Source organism: Pseudomonas sp. XP1 (assembly GCF_053557675.1).
Genome location: NZ_JBNRIJ010000041.1, coordinates 21,450 through 39,095, shown reverse-complemented (window position 1 = coordinate 39,095; position 17,646 = coordinate 21,450). Strand labels below are relative to the sequence as shown.

13 protein-coding genes are annotated in these 17,646 nt (G+C 63.5%); 5 read left to right on the top strand and 8 right to left on the bottom strand.

Annotated elements, in window-relative coordinates:
• Window positions 1-99: 99 nt before the first annotated feature.
• The 5 genes from ACK1U9_RS23335 to ttgA form a co-directional block, all read right to left on the bottom strand.
• Entirely contained in the window at window positions 100-1,023 is a 924-nt protein-coding gene (locus ACK1U9_RS23335; protein WP_449110212.1) for a LysR family transcriptional regulator, read from the bottom strand.
• A gap of 201 nt (window positions 1,024-1,224) precedes the next feature.
• Window positions 1,225-2,481: an OprD family porin gene (locus ACK1U9_RS23330; protein ID WP_046614837.1), complete on the bottom strand. Its 1,257-nt coding sequence runs from the start codon at window positions 2,479-2,481 to the stop codon at window positions 1,225-1,227.
• Between the two features lie 294 nt (window positions 2,482-2,775).
• Window positions 2,776-4,230, bottom strand: coding sequence for an AdeC/AdeK/OprM family multidrug efflux complex outer membrane factor (locus tag ACK1U9_RS23325; protein WP_046614836.1), 1,455 nt, complete (start codon window positions 4,228-4,230; stop codon window positions 2,776-2,778).
• Window positions 4,227-7,379, bottom strand: coding sequence for a multidrug efflux RND transporter permease subunit TtgB (ttgB, locus tag ACK1U9_RS23320; RefSeq protein ID WP_046614835.1), 3,153 nt, complete (start codon window positions 7,377-7,379; stop codon window positions 4,227-4,229). Before ttgB ends, ACK1U9_RS23325 begins: the two co-directional genes overlap by 4 nt.
• Before the next feature lie 3 nt (window positions 7,380-7,382).
• Window positions 7,383-8,537: a toluene efflux RND transporter periplasmic adaptor subunit TtgA gene (ttgA, locus tag ACK1U9_RS23315; protein ID WP_075046218.1), complete on the bottom strand. Its 1,155-nt coding sequence runs from the start codon at window positions 8,535-8,537 to the stop codon at window positions 7,383-7,385.
• A 258-nt stretch (window positions 8,538-8,795) separates the two neighbouring features.
• Between ttgA and ttgR the strand changes: the two genes are divergently transcribed.
• Window positions 8,796-9,428, top strand: a complete 633-nt coding sequence (gene ttgR, locus ACK1U9_RS23310) for an efflux transport transcriptional regulator TtgR (protein WP_025340482.1) — start codon at window positions 8,796-8,798, stop codon at window positions 9,426-9,428.
• 221 nt (window positions 9,429-9,649) lie between these two features.
• Here ttgR and ACK1U9_RS23305 read toward each other — a convergent pair whose 3' ends face one another.
• Window positions 9,650-11,101, bottom strand: a complete 1,452-nt coding sequence (locus ACK1U9_RS23305) for an MDR family MFS transporter (RefSeq protein ID WP_046614833.1) — start codon at window positions 11,099-11,101, stop codon at window positions 9,650-9,652.
• A 440-nt stretch (window positions 11,102-11,541) separates the two neighbouring features.
• On the opposite strand from ACK1U9_RS23305, the gene ACK1U9_RS23300 reads away from it, so the two are divergent.
• Entirely contained in the window at window positions 11,542-12,411 is an 870-nt protein-coding gene (locus ACK1U9_RS23300; RefSeq protein ID WP_003259571.1) for an isocitrate lyase/PEP mutase family protein, read from the top strand.
• A gap of 24 nt (window positions 12,412-12,435) precedes the next feature.
• Here ACK1U9_RS23300 and ACK1U9_RS23295 read toward each other — a convergent pair whose 3' ends face one another.
• A complete protein-coding gene (locus ACK1U9_RS23295; protein WP_085602295.1) occupies window positions 12,436-13,341 on the bottom strand; it encodes a LysR family transcriptional regulator in 906 nt (301 codons plus the stop codon).
• Between the two features lie 103 nt (window positions 13,342-13,444).
• Here ACK1U9_RS23295 and ACK1U9_RS23290 point away from each other — a divergent pair, with 103 nt between their 5' ends.
• Window positions 13,445-14,320 carry an MBL fold metallo-hydrolase gene (locus ACK1U9_RS23290; RefSeq protein ID WP_108481684.1) on the top strand — a complete coding sequence of 292 codons (876 nt, stop codon included), beginning with the start codon at window positions 13,445-13,447 and terminating at the stop codon, window positions 14,318-14,320.
• Between the two features lie 27 nt (window positions 14,321-14,347).
• Window positions 14,348-14,962, top strand: coding sequence for an NAD(P)-dependent oxidoreductase (locus tag ACK1U9_RS23285; RefSeq protein WP_108481683.1), 615 nt, complete (start codon window positions 14,348-14,350; stop codon window positions 14,960-14,962).
• 18 nt (window positions 14,963-14,980) lie between these two features.
• Here the strand turns inward: ACK1U9_RS23285 and ACK1U9_RS23280 are convergent, their stop codons facing one another.
• Window positions 14,981-15,874 carry a LysR substrate-binding domain-containing protein gene (locus tag ACK1U9_RS23280; RefSeq protein WP_108481682.1) on the bottom strand — a complete coding sequence of 298 codons (894 nt, stop codon included), beginning with the start codon at window positions 15,872-15,874 and terminating at the stop codon, window positions 14,981-14,983.
• Between the two features lie 114 nt (window positions 15,875-15,988).
• Between ACK1U9_RS23280 and ACK1U9_RS23275 the strand changes: the two genes are divergently transcribed.
• The gene (locus ACK1U9_RS23275) at window positions 15,989-17,626 is read left to right on the top strand and encodes a 5-guanidino-2-oxopentanoate decarboxylase (RefSeq protein WP_153670523.1); all 1,638 of its coding nucleotides are present in this window, start codon (window positions 15,989-15,991) and stop codon (window positions 17,624-17,626) included.
• The last annotated feature ends 20 nt before the right edge of the window (window positions 17,627-17,646 follow it).

The window sequence follows — 17,646 nt, the reverse complement described above, 5'->3', positions numbered from 1 at the left end:
AAACTGTGGTGATCCTGTGGGAGGGGGTTCACCCGCGAAAGGGCCGGCACAGGCGACCGATATAGCTCAGGATAGACCGCCCCTGCCAGCATCATCAGTTCAGCGAATGGCAGCAGCCCGCACTGGCATATCCAGCCCCACCAGCGTCTCGATCATCGCTCGCGCCGCCGGCGACAACCGGTAACCGCTGCGGCTGACTACGCCACAGCGCACGCTCAGCACTTCCAGCGCTGGCGGCAGGTTGCGCCAGTGCAGGCGCACCAGGCGGCCGCTGGCCAGGTCTTCGGCCACGGCTTCCTCGCTGGCGGTGCCGATGGCATCGCTGGCCAGCACCACGCTGCGCAGCACGGCCAGGTGCTCGGTTTGCAGGTGCGGGGTGAAATCGCTGCGCCCGCTCAGGTTGGCCAGGCGCTTGCGCACGCCGGGGGCGAGCAGGGCGCTGGCCAGGGGGTAGCTGAACAGGTCGTTGGTCGACAGGCTGTCCTTGGCCAGCAATGGGTGCCCCGGGCGACAGAAGAACAGGCCGGGGCGCGGTGAAAGGGGTTCGGTGTGGAAGTTGGGGTCGGCCTCGAACGGGCGGATGTCGTCGACGAAAAACTCGATCTGTTCGCGGCGCAGGGCCTGGCCGAGGCGTTCGGCGTTGTCCACCAGCAGCGAGGTGCGGATGCCTGGGTGGCGCTCGAGAAAGTGGCGCAGGGCATCGGGCACCAGGCGTACGGCCAGCGTCGGGCCGCTGCCGAAATGCAGCTCGCCGGCGTCGAGCTTGGTCATCTGTAGCACTTCGTTGCTCAGCTGCGCGGCACCTTGTACCAGGCGCCGGGCATGTTGCAGCACCACCAAGCCTTCAGGGGTGGGCGGCAGGGCTTTGCTGGCGCGGTCGACCAATGGGCAGCCGAAGCTGTGTTCCAGGCTCTGGATGGCACGGCTGAAGGCGGGTTGGGTGATGCCCATGGCCTCGGCGGCACGGATGAAGCTGCGGTATTCGGTGAGGGCGATGAAGTAGCGCAGTTGACGGAGGTCCATGTCACGGCTCTGGGGCGGGGTTCAGGGGCCTATTCAAGCGGTTGCTGTATATTCCGTCAAAGAAGGTTTATTGATTTGTTTATAGCTTGAGGTTATTTGTTGCGGCATCTGGCTTCTTCGCGGGTAAACCCGCTCCCACAGGTTCACCACAGTTTCAGAATCTGTGGTGAACCTGTGGGAGCGGGTTTACCCGCGAAGCATTCAAAGGAGATTCAGCGGGTAGCTCACGATCAACCGGTTCTCGTCGAACGAGTTGGTGCTGAAGTCCCGGCGCATGGTGGAGTTGCGCCACTTCACCGACAGGTCCTTGAAGCTGCCCGACTGCACCACATACGCCAACTCGGTTTCCCGCGCCCATTCCTTGCCATCGTCCACGCCCCCTGCGGTGACGTTGTCACCTTTGATGTAGCGGTTCATCAGGGTCAGGCCTGGCACGCCGACGGTGGCGAAGTTGAAGTCATGGCGCACCTGCCAGGAGCGTTCCTTGGCGTTGTCGAAGCTGGAGTTGTAGCTGTCGTTTGCCAGGGTGCCGCCGCTGGTGCCATTCACCCGCATCCAGGCGTCGTCGCCGCTGACTTTCTGCAGGCCGACGTAGAATGTGTGGCCCTGATAGCGCGCCGAGAGCATGGCCGAGGCGGTGCGGTTGTCCAGTTCACCAGCGCGTTCGGCGCCGTCTTCCTTGCCGATGAAGTAGCCCAGGTTGGCGCCCAGGGTCCAATCGCCCAGGGGTTGGCTGTGCACAAGGTTGAGGTACTGCTGACGGTAGATGTCCTTGAGCTGGGCATTCCACAGGCCGATCATGGTGCGCTTGTCGTTGAAGGCGTATTCGCCGCCGCCAAAGTTGAAACGGTCGGACGTGAACGCTGCCTTGCCGTTCATCGACATGTCTTCCATGCTGGCGTCGTTGCGCGGGCTGTTGCCGCGGAACTGGCCGGCGTACAGGGTCAGGCCGGCGATTTCCTTCGAGGTCAGCTGGCCGCCGCGGAAGGTCTGCGGCAGCGAGCGGCCGTCATCCGAGCGCAGGATCGGCAGTACCGGCATCCATTCGCCCACTTTCAGCTCGGTTTCGGACAGCTTGGCTTTCAGTGCCACGCCCAGGCGGCCGAAATCATCGGCGGGGCGGCCATCGTCGTGCACCGGCAGCAGATGAGTGTTGGTAGTGCCTTTGCCGCCGTCGAGCTTGACCGAGTACAGGCCCAGTACGTCCACGCCGAAACCGACGGTGCCTTGGGTGAAGCCGGAGCGGGCGTCGAGGATGAAGCTCTGCGTCCACTCCTCGGCCTTGGCCTGCGGGTGGGCCGGGTCGACGAAGTTGCGGTTGATGTAGAAGTTGCGCAGGTTGAGGGTGGCCTTGGCGTCCTCCAGGAAACCCCCTTCGTCGGCGGCGAACACGGGGAGTGCGCAGGACATGGCCAACAGGCCGGGCAGCAGCTGGCGTGCGGGTTGCAAAGTGCTCATCTGTCGTGGATCTCTTGTTTTTATGGGCGAGCCGGTACGCTGCAGGATGCGGCCTGCAGGTGCGGGTCTTTTGGGATGAACCGGGGCAACGTTGCGTGGGGAGGATGGTGCGGGGTGGGGCTGGGGTGAGGCAATTCGCCACAAGCGGAATCGGGCGATAATCGAACGGAATGTTCTGGTTGGTTAATTGTTTGCCTGTGTTGGGGCTTGCGGGCGAACCCGCGAAGAGGCCGGTTCAGGCAACACAAAAAAAAGCCCACCGCGAGGGTGGGCTTGATGCTTTGACAGCTTCAATCAGCTCTTCGGTGCTTCCACCGATGCCTGTTGGTTGGCCTGCCCGGTCTGCTCGTACCAGCCACCGCCAAGCGCCTTGTACAGGTTGACCTCGCTGGTCAGCTGCGACAAGCGATCGCCGATCAGCGCCTGCTGGGCACTGAACAGATTGCGCTGGGCGTCGAGGAAGGTCAGGTTGCTGTCGATACCGATGCGATAGCGGCGTTCGGCCAGGCGGTAGTAGTCCTGGTTCGCCTGCACCAGGTCGCGTTGCGCCTGCAGCTGCTCTTCGAAGGTCTTGCGCGCCGCCAGGCCATCGGAGACTTCCTGGAAGGCGGTCTGGATGGTCTTTTCGTACTTGGCGACGTTGATGTCCTTCTGGATTTTCGAGTAGTCCAGGCTGGCCTTCAGGCTGCCGGCGTTGAAGATCGGCAGGTTGATCTGCGGCTGGAACAGCCAGGTGCCCTGGCCGCCCGAGAACAGGTGGCCCATGTCGGGGCTCAGGCTGCCGGCATTGGCGGTCAGGCTGATGCTCGGGAAGAACGCTGCACGAGCCGCGCCAATGTTGGCATTGGCGGCCTTGAGCAGGTGCTCGGCTTCCTGGATGTCCGGGCGACGCTGGAGGATGTCCGACGGCAAGCCGGCCGGTACTTCGGCCAGCTGGTCGGCATTGAGCTCCAGTGGCTTGGGCAGGTCGGCGGGAATGCCGGTGCCCAGCAGCACGGTCAAGCTGTTGACGTCCTGGGCGACCAGGCGCTGGTACTGCGAGTACTTGACCCGGGCGCCTTCCACGGCGGTACGCGCCTGGCTGACGTCCAGTGCCGAGGCTACGCCGACTTCGTTGCTGCGACGGGTGAGGTTGTAGCTTTCCTCGTAGGTCTTGAGCGTTTCTTCGGTCAGCTTGAACAGCGCCTGGTCGGCCTGCCAGGTGTAGTAGGCATTGGCCACGCTGGCCACCAGGCTGATCTGCGTGGAGCGACGCGCCTGCTCGCTGGACAGGTAGGTTTCCAGGGCCTGCTCGGTCAGGCTGCGCACGCGGCCGAACAGGTCCAGCTCATAGGCGCTGACGCCCAGGGTGGCCGAGTATTGGCTGGTGATGCCCGCTTCGCCCGTCTGAGACATGTTCGCCGGTACGCGCTGGCGGCTGCCGCTGCCGGTGGCCGAAACCGCCGGGAACAGGTCGGCGCGCTGGATGCGGTACTGAGCGCGGTAGGCGTCGATGTTCAAAGCGGCAACGCGCAGGTCGCGGTTGTTTACCAGCGCGGTCTGGATCAGCTGCTGCAGTGCCGGGTCGTGGAAGAACTGGCGCCAGCCCTGCTCGGCGGCGGCAACTTCCGCCGATTGCGTCGGCGAGTACGCAGGGCCTTGCGGCCACTGCGCAGCCACCGGCGATTCCGGGGTCTGGTAGTCAGGGATCAACGAGCAGCCGCCAAGAATGAAAGCGGTTACTGCCAGGGACAACAAAGACTTGGTCATTGCCCAGCCTCATAACGTGGAGTTTCAGGGGTGACGTCTTTTTCCGGCTCTTTGCTGCCGAAGAGTGACGACACTGCGACGAAGAACAGTGGTACCCAGAAGATAGCGAGCACGGTCGCACTGATCATGCCGCCGATCACGCCAGTACCGATGGCGTGCTGGCTGCCGGCGCCGGCACCGCTGGCGATAGTCAACGGTACCACGCCGAGGATGAACGCCAGCGAGGTCATGATGATCGGGCGCAGACGCATGCGGCACGCCTCGATCGCCGCGTCATACAGGCTGCGGCCCTGCTCGTGCAGTTCCTTGGCGAATTCGACGATCAGGATGGCGTTTTTCGCTGCCAGGCCGATGGTGGTCAACAGGCCGACCAGGAAGTACACATCGTTTGACAACCCGCGCAGGCTGGTGGCGATCAGGGCACCGATGATACCCAGCGGTACTACCAGTACCACGGCGATAGGGATCGACCAGCTTTCGTACAGGGCCGCCAGGCACAGGAACACGAACAGTACCGAGAGGGCGAACAGTGCCGGCATCTGCGAACCGGACAGTTTTTCCTCATAGGACATGCCGGTCCAGGAGAAGCCGATACCGCTTGGCAGTTCGCCAGCAATGCGCTCGACCTCGGCCATGGCTTCACCAGTACTGTAGCCTGGTGCCGGTGCACCGAGGATTTCCATTGCCTCGACGCCGTTGTAACGCGAAAGCTTCGGCGAACCGTAGGTCCATTCGCCTTTGGCGAAGGAGGAGAACGGCACCATTTCGCCAGCGCCATTGCGCACGTACCACTTCTGCAGGTCTTCCGGGCTCATCCGCGCGTTCGGCTCGCCCTGGATATACACCTTCTTGACTCGGCCACGGTCGATGAAGTCGTTGACGTAGCTGGCACCCAAGGCAATCGACAGGGTGTTGTTGATGTCGGCGATGGTCACGCCCAGGGCGCTGGCACGCTCGTCATCGATGGTCAGCTGGTACTGCGGCTCGTCGTTCAGGCCGTTCGGGCGCACGGCGCTGAGGATCTTGCTCTGCGCGGCCTTGGCCAGGAACTGGTTGCGCGCTTCCATCAACTTGGCATGGCCGACACCGCCGCGGTCCTGGAGGAACACGTCGAAGCCGGTGGCGTTACCCAGTTCGAGCACCGCAGGCGGGGCAAAGGCGAACACCATCGCATCGCGGAACGTGAAGAAGTGCTGCTGGGCGCGCTGGGCAAGGGCAAACACGCTGTTTTCCTTGGAGCGCTCATCCCAAGGCTTGAGCATGATGAACGCCATGCCCGAGCTCTGGCCACGGCCGGCGAAGTTGAAGCCGTTGACAGTGAACACCGAAGCCACGGTGTCGGCCTCTTCGCTGAGCAGATACTCACGCATCTGGTCGACCACCACCTGGGTGCGCTCGGCACTGGAGCCGGCCGGAGTCTGTACCTGGGCGAACAATACGCCCTGGTCTTCTTCCGGCAGGAACGCGGTAGGGATGCGGGTGAACAGCCAGATCATGCCGACCACGATCAGCGCGTAGGCCAGCAGGAACGGTACCTTGTTGCGCAGAATGGAGCCCACGCTGCGCTCGTAGCCGGTTACGCTGCGGTCGAAGTTGCGGTTGAACCAGCCGAAGAAGCCACGCTTGGCCACATGGTGTTCGCCCTTCTTCAGCGGCTTGAGCATGGTGGCGCACAGGGCCGGGGTGAAGATGAGCGCCACCAACACCGACAGGCCCATGGCCGAGACGATGGTGATGGAGAACTGCCGGTAGATCACACCCGTGGAGCCGCCGAAGAACGCCATGGGCAGCAGTACCGCCGACAGCACAAGGGCGATACCCACCAGGGCACCCTGGATCTGCTCCATCGAGCGCTTGGTCGCTTCCTTGGGCGGCAAGCCTTCCTCGGACATCACCCGCTCGACGTTCTCCACCACGACGATGGCGTCGTCCACCAGCAAGCCGATGGCCAGAACCATGGCGAACATGGTCAGGGTGTTGATGCTGAAGCCGGCAGCGGCAAGGATGCCGAAGGTGCCCAGCAACACCACCGGTACGGTCATGGTGGTGATGATGGTGGCGCGGAAGTTCTGCAGGAACAGGTACATCACCAGGAACACCAGGACCACGGCTTCGATCAGGGTGTGGATCACGCCGCTGATCGACTCGGTGACCACCGGGGTGGTGTCATATGGGAATACCGCTTTCACCCCAGGCGGGAAGAACGGTTCCAGGTCGGCGATGGTCTTGCGCAAGGCCTTGGCGGTGTCCAGGGCGTTGGCACCGGTGGCCAGTTTTACTGCCAGGCCGGAGGCCGGCTTACCGTTGAACTGGGCGCTGACGGCATAGTTTTCACCACCCAGGCCAACCTGGGCGACATCACCCAGACGCACTTGCGAACCGTCGCTGTTGACCTTGAGCAGGATCTTCTCGAACTGCTCGGCAGTCTGCAGACGAGTCTTGCCGATGATGGTGGCGTTCAGCTGGGTGCCGGGCATGGCCGGCAGGCCGCCGAGCTGGCCGGAGGATACCTGCACGTTCTGCGCGGCCACGGCGGTCTTGACGTCGACCGGGGTCAGCTGGAACTTGTTCAGCTTGGCCGGATCGAGCCAGATACGCATGGCGTACTGCGCACCGAACACCTGGAAGTCACCCACACCCGCGGTACGCGAGATCGGGTCCTGCATGTTGGAGACGATGTAGTTGGCCAGGTCGTCCTTGGTCATGCTGCCGTCCTCGGACACCAGGCCGATCACCAGCAGGAAGTTCTTCACTGCCTTGGTGACGCGGATACCTTGCTGCTGCACTTCCTGCGGCAACAGCGGGGTGGCCAGGTTCAGCTTGTTCTGCACCTGCACCTGCGCGGTGTCTGGGTTGGTGCCCTGCTCGAAGGTGGCGGTAATGGTCATGCTGCCGTCGGAGTTACTTTCCGACGACACATAACGCAGGTTGTCGATACCGTTGAGCTGCTGCTCGATCACCTGTACCACGGTGTCCTGCACGGTTTGCGCCGAGGCGCCCGGGTAGGTCACGGCGATGGCGATGGCCGGTGGCGCGATGCTGGGGTACTGGTTGATCGGCAGCTTCAGGATCGACAAGGCGCCGACCAGCATGATCACCAAGGCGATCACCCAGGCGAAGATCGGGCGATCGATAAAGAACTTCGACATGGTTTACTCCGCTTTGGCGTCTGCTTTCGCCGCGTTGGCCTGAACAGGGCTGGCCGGCTTCTTGACGTTGGTGGCTTCGCTGACCTTGACCTCGACGCCCGGGCGCACGTACTGCAGCCCTTCGGTGATCAGGCGGTCACCCGGGTTCAGGCCTTCCTCGATCAGCCAGTCGCTGCCCAGGGTACGGTTGGCCTTGAGCTGGCGCAGTTCGACCTTGTTCTCCTGGTTGACCACCAGCGCGGTCGGCGCGCCTTTCAGGTCGCGGGTCACGCCCTGTTGTGGGGCCAGGATGGCATTGGCGTTTACACCTGCCTTGAGCCGCGCATGCACGAACATGCCAGGCAGCAGGGTGTGATCAGGGTTGGGGAACAGGGCGCGCAGGGTGACCGAGCCGGTGGTCTCGTCGACCGAGACCTCGGAGAACTCCAGGCGGCCCTCCTGCTTGAACAGGCTGCCGTCTTCCAGCACCAGTTGCACCGAGGCGGCGTTGTCGCCGGCTTTTTGCAACTGGCCGCTTTCCAGGTCACGGCGCAGCTTGAGCAGCTCGGCGGTGGACTGGGTGACGTCGACGTAGATCGGATCGAGTTGCTGGATGGTGGCCATGGCGTTGGCCTGGCCATTGCTCACCAGTGCGCCTTCGGTGAACGAAGAACGGCCGATACGGCCGCTGATCGGTGCCAGGACCTTGGTGTAGCGCAGGTCGATCTGCGCGCTCTTGAGCGAAGCCTCGGCCTGCAATCGTTTGGCATTGGCGTCGTCGTATTCCTGCTTGGAGACAGCCTGTTCGTCGATCAGCTGCTTGTAGCGCTCGGCCAGCGAGCGGGTGGCCTGCAGGTTGGCCTGGGCATTGGCCAGGGTGGCTTCGTACACGGCAGGGTCGATCTGGTACAACTGCTGGCCTTCCTTGACCTCACTGCCTTCCTTGAACAGGCGCTTGAGGATGATGCCGTTTACCTGCGGGCGCACTTCGGCGACGCGGTAGGCACTTGTACGCCCCGGCAATTCCGAGGTCAGGGTGAAGGCTTGGGGCTGGATGGTCACGACGCCGACCTGAGGAGCCTGCGCCGCTGGCGCTGCTTCTTCTTTCTTACAGCCACTGAGCAGGGTTGCCAGGGCGACGGCGGAAACCAGAGCGGTAACGGCTGGCTTGAATTGCATGAGGATCCTCGGGTCGCTGGAGCAGGGAGACGCTCAAGAGTAATGGAAGAGTCTTGATCTGGAAAAATTGCTATCCGGTGGATAAATAGCTTGCTAAGGAATATACTTACATTCATGGTTGTTTGTAAATACCGCTGGGTTGTACTCGGGTACTGCCACAGCCCTTGATTAGCTCCTCCGCGAGGCACCCTGCAGAGGTGCCCCCGGAGTGTTCCCCGCACGCGCCGCGCGTTCGGGGCAGATGAGGTTTGTACTGCCATGGTCCGTCGAACCAAAGAAGAAGCCCAGGAAACCCGCGCCCAGATCATCGAAGCGGCGGAAAAGGCCTTCTACAAGCGCGGGGTTGCGCGAACCACCCTGGCCGACATCGCCGAACTGGCGGGTGTGACGCGGGGGGCGATCTACTGGCACTTCAACAACAAGGCCGAGCTTGTGCAGGCGCTGCTCGACAGCCTGCATGAAACCCATGACCACCTGGCGCGGGCGAGCGAAAGCGAGGACGAAGTGGACCCGCTCGGCTGCATGCGCAAGCTGTTGCTGCAAGTGTTCAACGAGCTGGTGCTCGATGCCCGAACCCGGCGTATCAATGAAATCCTGCATCACAAGTGCGAGTTCACCGATGACATGTGTGAAATTCGCCAGCAGCGCCAGGGTGCGGTGCTGGATTGCCACAAGGGCATCACCCTGGCGCTGGCCAATGCCGTGCGCCGGGGCCAGTTGCCAGGCGAGCTGGATGTCGAGCGCGCGGCGGTGGCCATGTTTGCCTATGTCGATGGCCTGATCGGGCGCTGGCTGTTGCTGCCTGACAGTGTCGATCTGTTGAAGGATGTCGAAAAATGGGTCGACACCGGGCTGGATATGCTGCGCTTGAGCCCGGCTCTGCGCAAATGACACTTTGTTAAGGATTGTGAGGGAGTGTTACCCCTTTGTGTTAAGGGGGGATTAATGCTTCCGGATGACCTTGAACAAATCACCGATCCTGTGGGAGCGGCCTTGTGTCGCGATAGGGCTGCGCAGCAGCCCCGGCAATTTGTGCATCACTGCTGAAATCCTGGGGCCGCTTCGCGGCCCTTTCGCGACACAAGGCCGCTCCCACAGAGATCGCGTAGCTTCTAGCGTCCGCGCAGTTGCCGGTCGGGCAATGCAAACGCTGCAAACAGTCCCAGCACGGCTACCCCGGCACTCCCCATCAACAACTGCCGGAACGTATCGAGTAACCGCCCTTGTGTCATCAGGTCCACTTCGCCGGCCTTCAAGCTACCCAGCAACGGATTACCCAGCGACTCGAACCCGCCCTGGTGCAGCAGCGCCAGCAGCAGGCTGGACATGCACGCCACCCCCATGGCCCCGCCCAGCGAGCGGAACAGGTTGGTGGTGCTTGTGGCCACGCCGATGTCCTTGCTGTCCACCGCGCTTTGCGTGCCTACCAGCGAGGTCGGGAACTGCAGCCCGCAAGCGATGCCGGTCAGCAGCATGAACAGTGCGCTGAGCAAGGCCGATTGCGGCGGGGTCAGCGCCATGGCGAAAATGGCTAGCGGCATAAGCAGCGCGCCGGCCAGGATCTGCGGCTTGTAACGCCCGGTCAGGCTGGTCATGCGCCCGCCGGTGAAGGCCCCCATGGGCAGCCCCATCACCAGCGGCAGGAGGTGCAAAGCAGCACTGTCGGCGCCGGCGCCGGTGATGCCCTGGTAGCGCAACGGCATGAGCATGGTCAGGGAGATTGACTGGAAGCTGGCGAAGAAGATCACGCCCCAGCACAGCACCGCCACGCGATTGCCGAACAGGCCGAGTGGCAGCAGCGGCTCCGGGCAGCGGCGCTCATGGGCGATGAACAGCACCAGGCCCAGCGCGGCGCAGGCGAACAGGGCCAGCACGGCCGAGTCGACCCAGGCGTGACCCTGGCCGACCAGGGTAATACCCAGCAACAGGCTACCCAGGCCGAGGATCAGCAACACGGCGCCCAGGTAGTCCACCTGCGCCTCGCGGCGCTGCGCCGGCATGCCGCCGAGGGCGCGGCGGATCGCCCACAGTGCGACCAGCCCCAGCGGCAGGTTGATCCAGAACACCCAGCGCCATGACAGGTATTCGGTCAGCCAGCCGCCCAGTACCGGCCCGGCGACGCTGGCCACGGCGTACATGCTGCTGAAATAGCCCTGGTAGCGGCCGCGCTCCCGTGGGGGTACGAAGTCGCCGATGATCGCTTGGCTCACCGAGACCATGCCACCGGCACCTATGCCTTGCAGTACCCGGGCCAGCACCAGTTGTTGCATGTCCTGGGCCAGGGCGCAGGCGATCGAGGCCAGGGTGAAAAGGCTGATGCCGGTGAGGATCATCCTGCGCCGCCCGTACAGGTCGCCCAGCTTGCCGTAGATCGGCACGGCCACGGTCATCGCCACCATGTAGCCGGAGATGACCCAGGCCAGCAGGCCGACATCGTTGAACTGCGCCGAGATTGCCGGCAGCGAGACGGCGACGATGGTCTGGTCCAGGGCGCCGAGGAAGATCGCCAGCATCAGGGCGGTAAGCACGTTGCGCAGGGTGGTGGGGGGCAGGGCGGCGGTCACGGGGATACCTTGTTTATCGGTTGAGACCTCTTCGCGGGCATGCCCGCTCCCACAGGTACAACACAGGCCTGGAAGGCAGTGGTGTACCTGTGGGAGCGGGCGTGCCCGCGAAGGGGCCCCGAAATTGTAACCTGAGTTAGGTAGCTTCCTATGTACTATCTGCATCCCCTATGCAAGATCGGCATTGGCGCATTCATCCAGTGCTGCATGGCTGCGTGATATCGTTGGTATGCCACAGAGGCGGAAAACCGGGGGCTCGCACCAGCTTGGTGCAACATTATGCCGCAGGTTTTCGCGCCGCTGTCTCCCACACCTTTTATTCCTCTGCCTGCATGTCGAGCATGACCGCCCAGATGGCGACGGTTGGAACAGGCCAGGTAGACCCGATTACAGGGGTCGGTAGTTACCGTTCGACTTTCAACTTATTTTGCGGAGTGATCATGCCCAAGGCTTCCCATCAAGATCTGCGTTTTGCCTTCCGCGAGCTGCTCGCTTCAGGTTCCTGTTACCACACCGCATCGGTGTTCGACCCGATGTCGGCACGTATTGCCGCAGACCTGGGTTTCGAGGTCGGCATCCTCGGTGGTTCCGTCGCTTCGCTGCAGGTACTGGCGGCACCGGACTTCGCCCTGATCACCCTCAGCGAGTTCGTCGAGCAGGCCACCCGTATTGGTCGCGTGGCGCAACTGCCCGTGCTGGCTGACGCCGACCACGGCTATGGCAACGCACTGAATGTCATGCGCACGGTCATCGAACTGGAGCGCGCCGGCGTGGCTGCGCTGACCATCGAGGACACCCTGCTGCCTGCCCAGTTCGGGCGCAAGTCCACCGACCTGATCCCGGTTGAAGAGGGCGTCGGCAAGATCCGCGCGGCGCTGGAGGCACGGGTCGATTCGTCGCTGTCGATCATTGCCCGTACCAACGCTGGTGTGCTCACCACCGAAGAAATCATCGTGCGTACCCAGAGCTACCAGAAGGCTGGAGCCGATGGCATCTGCATGGTGGGTGTGAAGGACTTCGAGCAACTCGAGCAGATTGCCGAGCACCTGACGGTGCCACTGATGCTGGTGACCTACGGCAACCCGAACCTGCGCGACGACGAGCGCCTGGCACGCCTGGGCGTGCGCATCGTGGTCGATGGTCACGCTGCCTACTTTGCCGCGATCAAGGCCACCTATGACTGCCTGCGGCTGCAGCGCGGCCAGCAGAACAAGTCGGAAAACCTCAGCGCCACCGAACTCTCGCATACCTACACCCAGCCCGAGGACTACATCCGTTGGGCCAAGGAATACATGAGCGTCGAAGAGTGACACGCCCTCCCTGGAGGAACGGCCTTACAAGTCCTGATCCCACTCCGGTTCGTCCTTGAATCGCTGCACCAGAAAATCCAGCATGCTGCGCAGGGTCGCCGGCATGTGCTTGCGCGAGGTGTACACCGCATTCAGGTTCAGTTCGCGTGGCCTGGCTTCGGGCAGCAGGCGCACCAGTTCACCCCGGCGCAGGGCTTTCGCGGCCTGGTAGGTCGGCAGCATGGCGATACCTGCGCCGGCCAGCGCCGCTTTCTGCAGTGTCATCGCCTCGTTGGCACTGATGTTCCCCGCCACTGGCACGGCGACTTGCTGGCCGGCTACCTCGAAATGCCACAGGCTGTGGCCGAAGTAGGCATGGGTCAGGCAGTTGTGCCGGCTCAGATCCTCGACCCGTTGCGGCGTGCCGTGCTCGCGCAGGTAGGCCGGTGCCGCACACACTGCCGAGCGGCACACACTCAGGCGCCGGGCGATCAGGTTGGGGTCCAGGTCGTTGCTGGTGCGGATGGCCAGGTCGATGCGCTCGTCCACCAGGTTGACGGTGCGATCGAGCATCTGCAGTTCCACCTTCACCCCGGGGTAGCGCCGGACGTAGTCGGCCACTGCATCCACCAACTGGGCCTGGCCGAACGAGGTACTGACGCTGATGCGCAGCGCGCCCTTGGGCGCGTCATCCGGCTGCTGCACCGCGGCTTGCAGGTCGCCGGCCAGTTCCAGCAGTTGCCGACAGCGGGGCAGGGTTTCCTGGCCGGCGGCGGTAAGGCTGAGCTTGCGTGTGGTGCGCTGCATCAGCCGTGCGCCAACCCAGTCTTCCAGCTCTGCCAGGTAGCGCGACACCACCGGCCGAGACAGTTGCAGATGATCCGCCGCCGCTGACTGGCTGCCCAGGTCGACGACGGTGACGAAAACGCGCATGGCGTTGAGACGGTCCATGATTTGCCCGGTTTCAGAAACAAACTATGTTCGAGCATCGCATTTTTTGTCACGGATTGGGCAACTAAGCTGTTGGGCATTGTTCATCTGACGGGTGTTTGCGATGTCTCTTTTCACTCCCTTGCGTGGCCTGCTGCTGGCCTGTGTGACCCTGGCCGGCCCGGCGCTGGCTGCCGACCCCTTGCGGCTTGAGGTTTACAACCCTGGGCATGAGGCGATCTTCCCGGTCAGTTCGGTGATCGTCAGCGGTGAGCACGACGCCATCCTCGTCGATGCCCAGTTCGGCAAGGCCCAGGCCGAACAGCTGGTGCAGCGCCTGCGGGCGGGCGGCAAGCACCTGACCAGTATCTACATCAGCCATGGCGACCCGGACTACTACTTCGGCCTGGATACCCTGACCCAGGCCTTCCCGGAGGCCAAGGTGCTGGCGTCGGCCGCCACGGTTGCCCACATCCGCCAGACCATGGATGCCAAGCTGGCCTACTGGGGGCCGCAGATGGGCGCGGACAAGCCGGCGCGGCTGGTGCTGCCGCAGGTGCTCGAAGGCCACCACCTGACGCTGGAAGGGCAGGCCCTTGAGGTTGTCGGCCTCGACGGCCCTCAACCTGACCGCAGTTTTGTATGGATACCGTCGATCAAGGCGGTGGTCGGTGGCGTGGTGGTGTCGGAGAACATTCACGTGTGGATGGCCGACACACAAACGGCCAAGTCCCACGCCGACTGGCTTGGCACCTTGGCGCACATCGAAGCGCTGGCGCCGCGTACGGTCATCCCTGGGCACTACCAGGGGGACAGCGGCCGATCGCTGGAGGCCGTGCGTTTCACGGCGAACTACATTCGTGATTTCGATAGCGAGACCGCCAGGGCGAAAGACTCCGGTGCGTTGATCGCTGCGATGAAACGACGTTACCCGGGCCTGGCCGATGAAAGCTCGCTGGAGCTGGGGGCCAAGGTCGCCAAGGGCGAGATGAAGTGGTAATTCCGTTCAATTGATGGAGAGTATCCCATGAGCAAGATTGCAATCATCGGTGCCACTGGCCGCGCTGGCAGCCAGTTGTTGGAGGAGGCCCTGCGCCGTGGCCACAGTGTGCTGGCCATCGCCCGCGACCCGTCGCGGTTGCAGGGGCGGGACGGGGTTACCGTCAAGGCGCTGGATGCCAAGGACAGCGCGGCCGTGCAAGCGGCGATCGCAGGTGTGGATGCGGTGCTGAGCGCGGCGCATTTCTCGACCATCGAGCCACACGCCATCATCGAGCCGGTCAAGCGGGCCGGGGTCAGGCGCCTGCTGGTGGTGGGTGGGGCCGGCAGCCTGTTGCTGCCGTCGGGGCATCGGGTGATCGACAGCCCGGACTTCCCCGAGGCATACAAGGCCGAGGCCACTGCCGGGGTGCGTTTTCTGGAAGTATTGCAACGTGAGCCGAACCTGGACTGGACCTTCCTGTCGCCATCGGCGGAGTTCGTTGAAGGTGAGCGCAGCGGGCACTACAAGCTGGGCAAGGATCATCTGCTGATCGGCGCGGATGGCAAGAGCTGGATAACCTTCGCCGATTACGCGATTGCCATGCTCGACGAACTGGAAAGCCCGCAACATTCGCGGCGGCGTTTTACCGTCGGCTATTGAGTCGCCCCCTTAGCGGGTTTACCCGCGAAGGGGCCCTTGCAGGCTGGCCCGCTCCTCCAGCCAGTCCAGCAACTCCACAAGCCCAGCCGGCAAGCTCTTGGCCTGGCTCACCAGGTAATACCCCTTGCCGGTCATCACCTTGAGCGCAAACGGCATGCACAGCCGTCCCCCGCGCAAGTCATCGCCGATCAGCGACCAGTCGCCGATGGCCACGCCGGTGCCCTGCGAGGCCATGGCCATCGCCATGTCCAGCGTCTCGAAATGCTGCTTGGGCCCTTGAATGGCCAGCGTTGCTCCGGCTGCCTGCAGCCACAATCGCCAGTCATGCTCATTGCGCGAGGGGTGCAGGAGCATGTGTCGCGCCAGGTCGTCGACCTGCTGCAACGGTAACGGCCCCTGGCGCAGGGACGGTGCGCACACGGGGGTCAGTTGCTCATCGAACAGCTTGCGTACACGCAGCCCGTGGTTCGGCGCATCGCCATACACCACCGCGGCATCGAAACCCTCGCGGCGAAAGTCCACTCCATGTTGCACCGTGGTGGTCAGCTCTACAGGCACATCCGGGCGTAGTGCCTGCCATTCCATCAGGCGCGGCAACAGCCAGCGCATCACGCAGGTCGGTGCCTTGAGCTGCAAGGTAGTGCTGCGCCCACCCACCTCACGCACCCCTTGTTCGATCAGCGCGAACACCTGCTGCACTCTTGGCAGCCAGTCCTGGCCTTCACGGGTCAGGCTCAGCCCACGGGCCTGGCGCTGGAACAAGGCATAACCCAGATGCTCTTCGAGGGCCGCGATCTGCCGGCTGACGGCGCCTTGGGTGATATGCAACTGCTGCCCTGCACGGGTGAAATTGCAGTGTTGGGCGGTGACCAGAAAGGTATGCAGGGCGGGCAGGGGCGGGAGGCGTTTCATTGTGCTTAGCCATGATTACAGAACATGGCTAGTATGTGTTTTTTTGCATTGTGGCGATAGCCGTGGCTGGGTCCAATAAGGGCATAACCCAACCAAGATTCATGGTGAAACCCAATGGCAACCTGCGGCGAAGTACTGGTAAAACTCCTTGAAGGCTATGGCGTTGACCATGTCTTCGGCATTCCTGGTGTACATACCGTGGAGCTCTACCGCGGCCTGGCGGGGTCGTCCATCCGCCATGTCACCCCGCGCCACGAGCAGGGTGCCGGGTTCATGGCCGACGGCTATGCGCGGACCCGCGGCAAGCCCGGGGTGTGCTTCATCATCACCGGCCCGGGCATGACCAACATCACCACCGCCATGGGCCAGGCCTATGCCGACTCGATCCCGATGCTGGTGATTTCCAGCGTGCAGGCCCGCGACCAGTTGGGCGGTGGCCGCGGCAAGCTGCACGAGTTGCCCAACCAGGCAGCGCTGGTGTCGGGTGTGGCGGCGTTTTCCCACACCTTGATGAGTGCCGATGACTTGCCGCAGGTGCTGGCCCGGGCATTCGCCGTTTTCGAAGGTGCTCGCCCTCGGCCGGTGCATATCGAGATTCCGCTCGACGTGCTGGTCGAGCCGGCCGATCACCTGCTGCCGGGGCGCGTGGTGCGTAGCAGCCGGGCTGGCGCAGCGCCGCAGGCCGTGGCGCAGATGGCCGAGCGCCTGGTCAGTGCACGGCGGCCATTGATCCTGGCAGGGGGGGGCGCATTGGCTGCGGGCGCTGCGCTGGCGCGCCTGGCCGAGCGCCTGCAGGCGCCGGTAGCGCTGACCATCAATGCCAAGGGGCTGCTGCCGGCCAGCCATCCCCTGCAGATCGGCTCGACCCAGTCACTGCCAGCCACGCGGGCGCTGGTGGCCGAGGCCGATGTGGTGCTGGCGATAGGCACCGAACTGGCCGAAACCGACTATGACGTTACCTTCAAAGGTGGTTTCGAGATCCCGGGCAGCCTGTTGCGCATCGACATCGACCCGGACCAGACCGTGCGCAATTACCTGCCGACGCTGTCGCTGGTGGCCGATGCCGAACTGGCCACCGAGGCGCTGCTCGGTGCCTTGCAGGGGTTGCCGCAACCCGTGCGTGACAGCACGTGGGGAGCGGCCCGGGTGGCCAAGTTGCGCCAGGCACTGGCAGCGGGTTGGGACCAGCCGACCCTGAGCCAGACGCGTTTGCTGAGTGCGATTCTCGAGTGCCTGCCCAATGCAATCCTTGTGGGCGATTCGACCCAGCCGGTTTATACCGGCAACCTGACCCTGGACATGGACCAGCCACGCCGTTGGTTCAATGCCTCGACCGGCTATGGCACCTTGGGTTATGCGCTGCCGGCGGCCATGGGCGCCTGGTTGGGCAGTGCGGAGCAGGTCGGTGAGCGTGCGCCTGCGGTGTGCCTGATTGGTGATGGCGGTTTGCAGTTCACCTTGCCGGAGCTGGCAAGCGCGGTGGAAGCGCAGGTGCCGCTGATCGTGCTGCTGTGGAACAACCAGGGGTACGAGGAAATCAAGAAATACATGGTCAACCGGGCGATCGAGCCGGTGGGGGTGGATATCCATACGCCGGACTTCATCGGTGTGGCGCGGGCCCTGGGCGCGGTAGCGGAGCAGGTGGCAGATGTAGCGCAGCTGCAGGTGGCGTTGGGGCAGGCATTGGAGCGCAAGGGGCCGACCTTGATCCAGGTTGACCAGAATCAGTGGCAAGGGGCTGTGTTGGGTTGAAGTGAAGCTATTGTCTGTAC

What these genes read in the sequence shown, in the direction of transcription:
- ACK1U9_RS23335 (WP_449110212.1), bottom strand. Translation starts at nt 1,023, where the DNA reads ATGGACCTCCGTCAACTGCGCTACTTCATCGCCCTCACCGAATACCGC.
- ACK1U9_RS23330 (WP_046614837.1), bottom strand. Translation starts at nt 2,481, where the DNA reads ATGAGCACTTTGCAACCCGCACGCCAGCTGCTGCCCGGCCTGTTGGCC.
- ACK1U9_RS23325 (WP_046614836.1), bottom strand. Translation starts at nt 4,230, where the DNA reads ATGACCAAGTCTTTGTTGTCCCTGGCAGTAACCGCTTTCATTCTTGGC.
- ttgB (WP_046614835.1), bottom strand. Translation starts at nt 7,379, where the DNA reads ATGTCGAAGTTCTTTATCGATCGCCCGATCTTCGCCTGGGTGATCGCC.
- ttgA (WP_075046218.1), bottom strand. Translation starts at nt 8,537, where the DNA reads ATGCAATTCAAGCCAGCCGTTACCGCTCTGGTTTCCGCCGTCGCCCTG.
- ttgR (WP_025340482.1), top strand. Translation starts at nt 8,796, where the DNA reads ATGGTCCGTCGAACCAAAGAAGAAGCCCAGGAAACCCGCGCCCAGATC.
- ACK1U9_RS23300 (WP_003259571.1), top strand. Translation starts at nt 11,542, where the DNA reads ATGCCCAAGGCTTCCCATCAAGATCTGCGTTTTGCCTTCCGCGAGCTG.
- ACK1U9_RS23295 (WP_085602295.1), bottom strand. Translation starts at nt 13,341, where the DNA reads ATGGACCGTCTCAACGCCATGCGCGTTTTCGTCACCGTCGTCGACCTG.
- ACK1U9_RS23290 (WP_108481684.1), top strand. Translation starts at nt 13,445, where the DNA reads ATGTCTCTTTTCACTCCCTTGCGTGGCCTGCTGCTGGCCTGTGTGACC.
- ACK1U9_RS23285 (WP_108481683.1), top strand. Translation starts at nt 14,348, where the DNA reads ATGAGCAAGATTGCAATCATCGGTGCCACTGGCCGCGCTGGCAGCCAG.
- ACK1U9_RS23280 (WP_108481682.1), bottom strand. Translation starts at nt 15,874, where the DNA reads ATGAAACGCCTCCCGCCCCTGCCCGCCCTGCATACCTTTCTGGTCACC.
- ACK1U9_RS23275 (WP_153670523.1), top strand. Translation starts at nt 15,989, where the DNA reads ATGGCAACCTGCGGCGAAGTACTGGTAAAACTCCTTGAAGGCTATGGC.